Genomic DNA, 9,111 nt, shown 5'->3' on the forward strand with positions numbered 1-9,111 from the left:
ATCCGATGCTGGGGCGGTTCCTGCAGGCCGATCCGCTCGTTCAAGCACCGGCCAATTTGCAGTCGTGGAACGCCTATACCTACGTCTTCAACAACCCGCTGACCCTTGTTGATCCGACGGGGATGTTCAGTTGGCGGAAGATATGGCGACCGTTGCTGGCGATCGTGGTGTCAGTCATCACTTATGGCGCGGCGTCCGGTTGGGCTGCGGGTTGGTTGGCCGGAACTGCGTTGGCTGGAAATGCAATTGCCATCGGCGCAATTGCTGGAGGCACAGCGGGGTTTGCAGGAGGAGCAATCGCAACAGGAACATTGAAAGGCGCAATACAAGGCGCGTTCAGCGGGATGATCTTCGGTGGAATTGCCGGGCACTTCGGTGGTGGGTTCAGTTGGGGGAATGTCGCAGCATCTGGTGTGGCTGGCGGCGTGATGGCGGACTTGCAGGGCGGCAAGTTCGGGCACGGGTTCCTGTCCGCGGGCGTGACAGCAGCCGTAGCACCGGGGCTGGGCAAGATCGGTAACGATGCGGCGCGAGCCGCAGTGGCGGCGATCATTGGTGGCACCGTGTCGAAGTTGAGCGGCGGAAATTTTGCAAATGGAGCGATGACGTCTGCGTTCCAAGTGGCACTCAGCGCCTTTGTTCGCGGCCCCTCGCAAGGTGGCGAAGGTGAGTGGATTTATCCAGAAGGGCGCTCGACTGATCTCAATGACTACGACTCCGTGATGACGAATGGCATCAAGGGGGATCGGGATGATTTCATAAGGCGAGTCAATAGCGAGAAGATCCCAGGCTACTACAATCCTTCGCACGGTTTCCTTGCGGACATATTGGAATCTTTCCGGCAGAAGTTCTTCGGTTGGGCGGGCGATCCATTGGCGGCTGGATTTGCGCGCGGCATGGCCGCTGTCAATCACCCGATGACGGTCATTGCACACAGTCAAGGCACGCTCACAGTGGCCAATGCGGCGCGCTGGTACGGTCTGTCGGCGCAAGGCTCGACCTTCGTGATGCGCAGTCCGGCGCTGAGCCACTACAGCGCATCTCGTGCGATTCAAGGTGCCGGCGGCACGATGGTATGGCGCCAACCGTGGGGCGATGTGGCCAACCTCTACTCGCCGACGCTCAATCCGTTCCGATGGGCGTCCGGTTTTGGCGACGTGCTCTGCGGCATGTGCCGACACTCGGCCAACGGTTTGTCAGGAGGTCCATAATGAAGGCGATGCGATGGTCAACGCTGCTGCTATTGACGCTACTGGTGGGGTGCAACATGTCTGGATGCGGGCGAGGAATCTTCAACAAAGAGCCTTTTGTCGACGCAAAAAAGGATGCGCAAGGTCGTTCGATATTACTCGATACACCACGAATGTGGGCTGAGTTCACCGAGACTGTTGATATGCGTGTGGCAAGCGAGATGCGTGGCGGCAAGCCGCCTGGCGTGCGCACATGGAACGAACACTGGGTAGATCAGATAAAAACCTTAGATGATGGAGGGCAAGAAAACGCGCTCAAGTACATCAGCTACATTATCGAATCGCGGCGGCGTGCAGGGCTGCCAGAACTGGAACAGTAAGTAAGTAGGTGCGAGAGTCGGGGTGTGAGAACCGGGAAGAACCGGGACACCTATAAACCTGCTCACGCCACCATCACGCTTGCCTCCTCATCCAAGCCGACACCGTTTCACGGCGCAGCTTGATTCGGACATGATCGCTTGCATCTAACCATCACACGCAGTACCGATTCCCGTCATCGCAAGCGGCGAGGTGCATGTGCGGTTCGGCATCGAACAGAATATTGGCGGCGCACATCGCGCAGTAAACCGGCATCACCACGCATTTTCACCCCCACCCCAACCCTCCCCCTTCAAGGGGGAGGGGGCAGAAGCAGCTCCGGCGCAGTCGGGGCAGGTCAAAGGCACCCGCATGGGCCAAGGTTCGATACTCTTGCGCGACATCCCAAGAGTCCGCCCCATGTTGACCCAGCACGTTCCGGCTTCCCCTGATGCTTCCACTTGGCCACCGCCGTTCCTGCTGTATCTGGGCAATGCCCCGGACGAGCTTGCGGGCAAGACCGCGCGCGGGTTGGCGCAGTTCCGCCCGCAGTGGTGCGTGGGGCAGTTCCGCGGGCCTGACTGCAATTCACCGCTCGACCTGCCGGTGATGGATTTCGCGCAGGCGCGCGCCGCCGGTGCCAACACCATGATCGTGGGCGTGGCCAATGCCGGTGGCAGGCTGGATGCCGCCGCCATCGGGCATGTGGTTGCCGCACTGGATGCCGGCATGAACGTCGCGTCCGGCCTGCATGACCGGTTGACCGGCTACCCGGAGATTGTTGAAGCCGCCCGTCGCAATGGTCGCCATCTGTTCGATGCGCGGGTGCCGCCTGCAACGCCGGTGGGCAATGGCCTGCGCCGCGCGGGCCGGCGCTTGCTGACGGTGGGCACCGACTGCTCGGTCGGCAAGATGTATGCAACCCTGGTGCTGGAGTCGGAGATGCGCGCGCGCGGGCTTGCCGCCGATTTCCGCGCCACCGGCCAGACCGGCATCTTCATCGCCGGGCGCGGCATTCCGATTGATGCGGTGGTGGCCGATTTCATTTCCGGCGGCATCGAATGGCTTTCGCCGGCCCGCACGGATGGCGGCTGGGATCTGATCGAAGGCCAGGGCTCGCTGTTCCATCCCTCGTTCGCCGGGGTGTCGCTGGGGCTGCTGCACGGTGCCCAGCCCGATGCGCTGGTGCTGTGCCACGAGCCGGGCCGCGCGCACATGCGCGGGCTGCCGCACTATCCGGTGCCGTCGCTGCGCGACACGCTGGAGGCCAATCTGACCGCCGCGCGGCTGACCAATCCCGATGTGGTCGCGGTGGGTGTTTCGCTCAATACCTCACGCCATTCCGAAGCGGAAGCCGAGCGCCTGTGTACGCAGGTTGAGGATGAACTCGGCCTGCCGGCACGCGACCCGGTGCGTCACGGCGTTGGGCCGATCGTGGACAGGTTGCTGGCCTGTTTCCCGCAATGAAGTGCGGCTGACCGCAGCCCTGCCGATGAGGACATCCGATGCTTGAACTTGATGCCGTGCAGACGCTTGCCTTCGCCGGCATCGCATTGTTCATCGGTTACGCGCTGTGCCGCGCGATCCCGGTGCTGGGCCGCTACAACCTGCCGCCGCCGGTGATCGGCGGGCTGGTGTTCGCCGTGGCCGCGTCGATTGCGCATGCGCGCGGCAGCACCTTGTTCGTGCTCGACACCAGCCTGCAAAGCCCGCTGATGATCGCCTTCTTCACCACGATCGGGTTCAACGCCAGCCTGCGCCTGTTGCGCATCAGCGGGAAGCAGGTGGTGGTGTTCCTGCTGCTGGCAACCGGCTTCGCGCTGGCGCAGAACATCCTCGGCATCGGGGTTGCGCTGGCTTTCGACCTGCATCCGCTGTTCGGCGTGCTGGCCGGTTCCACCACCTTGACCGGTGGCCCGGCCACCGGCCTTGCGTTCGCGCCGTTGTTCGAACAGGCCGGCGTGCGCGGCGCGGAATCGGTGGCAGTGGCGGCGGCGATGGGCGGCATCGTGCTGGGCGGGTTGATCGGCGGGCCGGCGGTGACCGTGCTGATCCGCCGCTTCGGGCTGACATCCAGCCGTCCGCAGGATCACGTCGCGCCGGGCGATCCGCGCGAACCTGCGCAGACCGAGGCCGAACGCGAGTTCGGCGCGCTCAAGAGCATCGTGGCGATTCTTGTGGCGATGTGGCTGGGCGCATGGGTCAGCGCGCGCATTTCCGCACTCGGCATCACCCTGCCGGCCTACGTCGGCGCGATGCTGGTGGGCGCACTGATCCGCAACATCGACGACGCCAGCGGTTGGCTGCGGGTATCGGTGCCGACCACCGACGTGATCGGCAATGTCTGCTTGGCGCTGTTCCTGTCGGTGGCGCTGATGAACCTGAAGCTGTGGGAGCTGGCCGGGCTGGCGCTGCCGCTGCTGCTCAACCTTGGCCTGCAGGCGGCGATGGTGGTCGCGTTCTGCGCGGTGGTGTTCCGGGTGATGGGGCGCGACTACGACGCGGCGGTCATGGGCGGCGGCTTCATCGGCTTCATGCTGGGCACCACGGCCAATGCGATGGCGGTGATGCGCACGCTGGTGGAGCGTTACGGTGCTGCGCCGCGCGCCTTCCTGGTTGCGCCGCTGGTCGGCGCGTTCTTCATCGACTTCACCAACGCACTGCTCATCACCGGCTTCATCAACTGGCTGGGTTGAGGCCGGCTTGGTTGAAGCCGGCTTGGTTGAGTGCGCGCAGGTTCAGTCCTGCGCTTCGAAGCGGTTGGCCTCGACGTTCTTGCGCACTTTCGCCGGGTCCCAGATGCGTCCGTTCATGGCGATATAGACGCCGGGCGGCAATGACTGCACTGCACCGACTGCGCAGCCGATGTTGAACTCGGCGTCCGAGCCCTCGAACCGGGCCGGGCTGAGCGCGCCGGTCAGGACAATGGTTTTGCCTTCGATGCCGGCCAGCACCCGCGCGGTTTCGACCATGCTGTCGGTGCCGTGGGTGACCAGCACGCAGGTTTCCTCCTGCGCGGCGATGGTGGCGCGCAGCAGTTCGCGGTCGCTGTGGTCGATGAACAGCGAATCCTTGCGCAGCAGCGGGATCACGTGGAAGCGGAAGGCCACGCCGAGTTCCTGCAGCACCCGGCCGATCTGCGGCTCGCCGACCTGATAGTCAGACTTGGCGTCGAAATACACCTTGTCGATCGTGCCGCCGGTGGTGACGATGAGCAGATTGTCCATGCGCGTATTGTCCGCCAAAACGTGAGTTCAGGTCTTGTGCTGATTGCGCGCGCGGCGCGCGCGGATGCCGGGCAGGCAGGCGGCGTGGATCACCACCAGCGCAAGCAGCACTTCCAGCGCGGCCATCACGCGCTGGCCCGGTTCCGACCACAGCAGCATCACCCCGTGGCTGAACCAGAGCAGGGCGAATACCGATGCGGTGAAACCGGCGCGATGCCAGCCGCGCAGCGCGGCAATGGCAAGCAACACCGGCGGCAGCACGCATACCAGCAGCCCTGCCAGCAGGTGCTGGCTGCCCGCGAGCCATGTGCCGTACAGCGCCGCCAGCGTACACAACACCAGCGCGAGGTAATGCTTCGGGTTCATGCCTGCAGCTTCCGCGCCAGCATCGCGACACGCCGACCAAGTGCGCGTGCCAGCACGGCTTCGTCATCGCTCAATTCCGGGTCGTCCTGCGCGCCTGCGACGTGGCTTGCGCCATACGGCGTGCCGCCGCTGCGGGTGGTGTTGAGCGCGCTTTCCGAAAACGGGATGCCGGCGATCACGCAGCCGTGGTGCAGCAGCGGCAGCAGCATGGTCAGCAGGGTCGATTCCTGCCCGCCGTGCATGGTTGCGGTGGAGGTGAACGCCGCCGCCGGCTTGCCGAGCAGCGTGCCGCTGGCCCATTCCGCGCCGAGGGTGTCGAGGAAGTGTTTCATCGGCGCGGCCATGTTGCCAAAGCGGGTGGGGCTGCCCAGCAGCAGGCCGGCGCATTCGGACAGGTCGCGCTTTTCGACGTAGGGCGCGCCGTCTTCCGGCTCCGGCGGGGCGGCGATTGCGGTCACCGGGGCCACCGGCGGCACCGTGCGCAGCCGCGCCTGCATGCCTTCGACCTCGCCGATGCCGCGCGCGATCTGCCGCGCCAGCCGGGCCACCGAGCCGCCACGGCTGTAATAGAGGACAAGGATTTCGGGCATGCGCGAAGCCTGATGTGGAAGGCGTGCAGGATAGGCCATGCGGCGCGACATGCGGGGCAGGCGGGGGCGCATCGGTTAGGCTTGGCCGATGGAACCCTTGGACACATTGAACCGCTGGAGCATGCCGTGGCGTGACCGCGCGCGTGCCGGCAGCTTCGGGCGCTTCGTGCTGGGCCGCTTCCTGCGCGACAACCTGCTGGCGCAGGCCGGCGCGCTTTCGTACACCACCGTGTTCGCGCTGGTGCCGCTGTCGATGGTGGTGTTCGGCGTGCTGTCCGCGTTCCCGGTGTTCGATGTCTGGAGTGACCGCCTCAGCGACTACATCTTCGCCAACTTCGTGCCGCGCGCCGCCAGCGCGGTGCAGGGCTATCTGCGCGAGTTCTCCGCCAACACGCGCGAGTTGACAACGGTTGGCGTGATTGCGCTGGTGCTGTCGCTGCTCATCACCCTGAACAGCGTGGAATCGATCTTCAACCGCATCTGGCGGGTGCCGACCGCACGCCCGAAGTTTGGCCGCTTCCTCGTCTATTGGACGGTGTTGACGCTGGGTGCGCTGGTCGCGGCCACCAGCCTGGCGCTGTCCACCCGCTTCTTCGCGCTGGCGATCTTCGAAACCGTGCCGGGCCGCTGGCTGGAAGCATTGCTGCTGCGATTCACGCCTACCCTGATCGAACTGTTCGCCTTCGCCGCGATCTTCAAGGTGGTGCCGCACCGCACCGTGCAGTGGCGGCACGCGCTGGCCGGCGCGGCGCTGTCGGTGTTGCTGTTTGAATGCGTGAAAGGCGGCATCGGCTTGTATCTGGGCAGCTTCGGTTCGTACCAGAAGATTTACGGGCCGCTGGCCTTCGTGCCGGTATTCCTGTTGTGGATTTACCTCGGCTGGACTGCGGTGCTGTTTGGTGCGTCGTTTGCGTCATCGCTGTCTGCGTTTCGCTACCAGCCGGCCGCGCTGCGCCTGCCGCACGGCTACGAACTGTACGGCCTGCTGCGCGTGCTGGGCCGCTTCAACGCCGCGCGCGCACAGGGCAGGGGCCTGCACAGTGAGGAAATCCAGCGGCTGGAACCGATCCTCACCGACAGCCTGGTGCAGGAACTGCTGGGCAAGATGGCGGCAATCAACGTGGTCAGCCGCGCCGAAGGTGGGCAGTGGCTGCTGGCGCGCGATCTGGACGACGTGACATTGGGCGAACTGTACGAAGCCGCCAACCTGCGCGTGCCGGTGGCCGAAGCCCGCCTGCCGAATCGTGATGATGCGCTGGGCGATGCGGTGATGCAGGTCATCGACGGCCTGCGCCTGCCCCTGCGCGAACAACTCAAGCTGCGCGTTTCCAGCATCTTCGAGGATCTCCCGAAATCATGATGAACGGCCTGCGCACCTTGTGTCTTTCCTTGCTGTTCCCCGCGCTGCTGGCCGGCTGCAAGCCCGATGCAGAACCGGCACCCGCACCATCGGCCAAACCGGAAGCGCAACCCGCGAAAAAGCCCGCTGCCACCGCCGCTGCCGAACGCCCTTCGCTGCGCATCGCCACGCTCGACCACGGCCAGTTCGACTTGGCTGCGCATCGCGGCAAATGGGTGATCGTCAATTACTGGGCGACCTGGTGCGGCCCCTGCCTGAAGGAAATGCCGGAGCTGTCCGCGCTGGCGGCGATGCGCGACCACATCCAGGTGATCGGGCTGGCCTACGAGGACACCACGATCGATGCGATGCGCGCCTTCCTCGCCAAGAATCCGGTGGTGTATCCGATCGCGCTGGTGGACGTGTACAACCCGCCAGCGGATTTCGCTGCGCCGATTGGCCTGCCGGTGACGTGGCTGATCGCGCCGGATGGCAAGTTGGCGCGCAAGTTCACCGGCCCGCTGACCGCGCGCATGCTGGAAGAGGAAATCGCCCGTCAGGGTGGCCCGATGGCCGGCTGATGAATTACGGTGCTGTAACACCAAGGCGTTATCGGGCGCGCATGCAGGGCTCTCGACGCTTACAGTAGAGAAAATCAAAGACATAAGGCGTTAGGTCGCAAATCATGCAACTCGTGTTCGTCAAGGGATCTGGAAAGCACGACAGAATGGATGTGATTCGAGATGGACTGCTTGCCGAGAGCATTGATTGCCCGAAGCAAGGCATCATTCCGCATGACATGGTTCACTACGCCGTAGAGAGCACGCTTCACAAGAGAGGCTTTATTAGCCGGGTTCTTGACGGTGAGGCCGCCTCATTTCAGATGGGTGCCGAGTCCGAAAGCGACGGAGTCGAGCGGCTCGTCGAGGTATTTCAGGCTGACGGCTGGTCAGGCTGGAGCAGCAAGGCCCTGGACATGCTCGATTTGTATCAAGTCACATGCAATGCCCGTCAATGTGAGCCTTTGGCAGTACAGGCCAGTGATATTGAGGCTATTCGCAACAGGATCCTTGGGTTAACCGCACAGTGGCAACACGTCCAGGTTGGCGGGACGCTTGCATTGCACTTCGGGCACAGTGAGGATGCGTCCTGACGACTCCAGCCGATGCCGCCATGCGGCGCGGCGTCACTCAGTGTCAGGTTGCCATTTGCAGCCATCATGCGTATTGTGTGGACGACTGTGTGAAGGATGCGACCATGGCGACCAACCTTGCACTTGACCCCGCACTGATCGAACGTGCTGTTGCCATCAGCGGCGAGCCTTCCAAGAAGGCTGCCGTCACGCTTGCGCTCAAGGAATTCATTGCCAGGCGCGAGCAACGTCGGATTGTTGACCTGCTGGGGCAACTCAATTGGGACGAGAGCTACGACCCTAAAGCAGAACGCAGTCGCGAATGAATCTGTTCGTTGACACGAGCGTCTGGTCACTCGCTCTACGGCGTGACGGCTCAACCGAACTTCCTGCAATTGCCTTGCTCAAAGAGTTCCTGCTTTCCGGCAAGACCATCGTAACGACAGGCATTGTCATTCAGGAACTACTTCAAGGGTTTTCTGGCCCGAAGGATCGCCAGCGCATCATTGACAGGTTCCAAGCGCTTCCACTGTTACAGCCTGGGCGGCATACGTACATCGCCGCAGCAGAACTACGGAATGCCTGCCGTCGGTCTGGCGTGCCGCTAGGCACAATTGACGCACTCATCGCGCAGTTGTGCATTGAGCATGATCTCGCGTTGCTGACCACGGACAAGGACTTTGCACATGCAGCCAAGCATGTGCCCTTGAAGCTGGCAACCTGACAATCATGCGGGGACTCCCCAGTCACCATTGATTTCGCTGCGTGGCAAAGCGGTGCGATTGCATTCGTGTATTCGGCATTGAGGTGGGCCCGAAGGCCGGCTGACTCATTTCGCCTTGCGCGTGCTGCCGGGACGCATGCTGCGCGCCACCTCCAGCAGCGCACCCTGCTGCCGCGTGTTGAGTGC

Annotated in this window: 12 protein-coding genes; 9 read left to right on the plus strand and 3 right to left on the minus strand. The window is 63.6% G+C overall.

Annotated features, from left to right (window positions below; all coding sequences use genetic code 11):
- The 4 genes from QM612_RS07945 to gltS form a co-directional block, all read left to right on the plus strand.
- Window positions 1-1,211 (plus strand): RHS repeat-associated core domain-containing protein (locus tag QM612_RS07945; protein WP_415253360.1); only part of this gene is annotated, 1,211 nt, incomplete at its 5' end.
- Entirely contained in the window at window positions 1,211-1,570 is a 360-nt protein-coding gene (locus QM612_RS07950) for a hypothetical protein (RefSeq protein WP_415253361.1), read from the plus strand. The genes QM612_RS07945 and QM612_RS07950, both read left to right, overlap by 1 nt.
- A gap of 397 nt (window positions 1,571-1,967) precedes the next feature.
- Window positions 1,968-3,014, plus strand: coding sequence for an N-acetyltransferase DgcN (dgcN, locus tag QM612_RS07955; RefSeq protein ID WP_415253362.1), 1,047 nt, complete (start codon window positions 1,968-1,970; stop codon window positions 3,012-3,014).
- A gap of 38 nt (window positions 3,015-3,052) precedes the next feature.
- Window positions 3,053-4,243 carry a sodium/glutamate symporter gene (gene gltS, locus QM612_RS07960; protein ID WP_415253363.1) on the plus strand — a complete coding sequence of 397 codons (1,191 nt, stop codon included), beginning with the start codon at window positions 3,053-3,055 and terminating at the stop codon, window positions 4,241-4,243.
- A 42-nt stretch (window positions 4,244-4,285) separates the two neighbouring features.
- Here gltS and QM612_RS07965 read toward each other — a convergent pair whose 3' ends face one another.
- From QM612_RS07965 to wrbA, 3 genes are read right to left on the minus strand one after another with little or no spacing between them, the layout of a single operon-like run.
- The gene (locus tag QM612_RS07965) at window positions 4,286-4,774 is read right to left on the minus strand and encodes an asparaginase domain-containing protein (protein ID WP_415253364.1); all 489 of its coding nucleotides are present in this window, start codon (window positions 4,772-4,774) and stop codon (window positions 4,286-4,288) included.
- A gap of 27 nt (window positions 4,775-4,801) precedes the next feature.
- The gene (locus tag QM612_RS07970; protein ID WP_415253365.1) at window positions 4,802-5,140 is read right to left on the minus strand and encodes a DUF2069 domain-containing protein; all 339 of its coding nucleotides are present in this window, start codon (window positions 5,138-5,140) and stop codon (window positions 4,802-4,804) included.
- Complete coding sequence (gene wrbA / locus QM612_RS07975; protein WP_415253366.1) at window positions 5,137-5,730, minus strand: NAD(P)H:quinone oxidoreductase; 594 nt, start codon at window positions 5,728-5,730, stop codon at window positions 5,137-5,139. Before wrbA ends, QM612_RS07970 begins: the two co-directional genes overlap by 4 nt.
- An 88-nt stretch (window positions 5,731-5,818) precedes the next feature.
- Here wrbA and QM612_RS07980 point away from each other — a divergent pair, with 88 nt between their 5' ends.
- From QM612_RS07980 to QM612_RS08000, 5 genes are all read left to right on the plus strand, one after another.
- Window positions 5,819-7,090, plus strand: coding sequence for a YihY family inner membrane protein (locus QM612_RS07980; RefSeq protein ID WP_415253367.1), 1,272 nt, complete (start codon window positions 5,819-5,821; stop codon window positions 7,088-7,090).
- Complete coding sequence (locus QM612_RS07985) at window positions 7,084-7,650, plus strand: TlpA family protein disulfide reductase (protein WP_415253371.1); 567 nt, start codon at window positions 7,084-7,086, stop codon at window positions 7,648-7,650. Before QM612_RS07980 ends, QM612_RS07985 begins: the two co-directional genes overlap by 7 nt.
- A 104-nt stretch (window positions 7,651-7,754) precedes the next feature.
- A complete protein-coding gene (locus QM612_RS07990; RefSeq protein WP_415253368.1) occupies window positions 7,755-8,222 on the plus strand; it encodes a hypothetical protein in 468 nt (155 codons plus the stop codon).
- A gap of 104 nt (window positions 8,223-8,326) precedes the next feature.
- Window positions 8,327-8,527 carry a type II toxin-antitoxin system VapB family antitoxin gene (locus QM612_RS07995; protein WP_415253369.1) on the plus strand — a complete coding sequence of 67 codons (201 nt, stop codon included), beginning with the start codon at window positions 8,327-8,329 and terminating at the stop codon, window positions 8,525-8,527.
- Window positions 8,524-8,925 (plus strand): PIN domain-containing protein, encoded by a 402-nt coding sequence (locus QM612_RS08000; protein ID WP_415253370.1) that lies wholly within the window; start codon window positions 8,524-8,526, stop codon window positions 8,923-8,925. Before QM612_RS07995 ends, QM612_RS08000 begins: the two co-directional genes overlap by 4 nt.
- Window positions 8,926-9,111 lie beyond the last annotated feature (186 nt).

Source organism: Thermomonas sp., from assembly GCF_047606765.1.
Classification (GTDB): domain Bacteria; phylum Pseudomonadota; class Gammaproteobacteria; order Xanthomonadales; family Xanthomonadaceae; genus Thermomonas.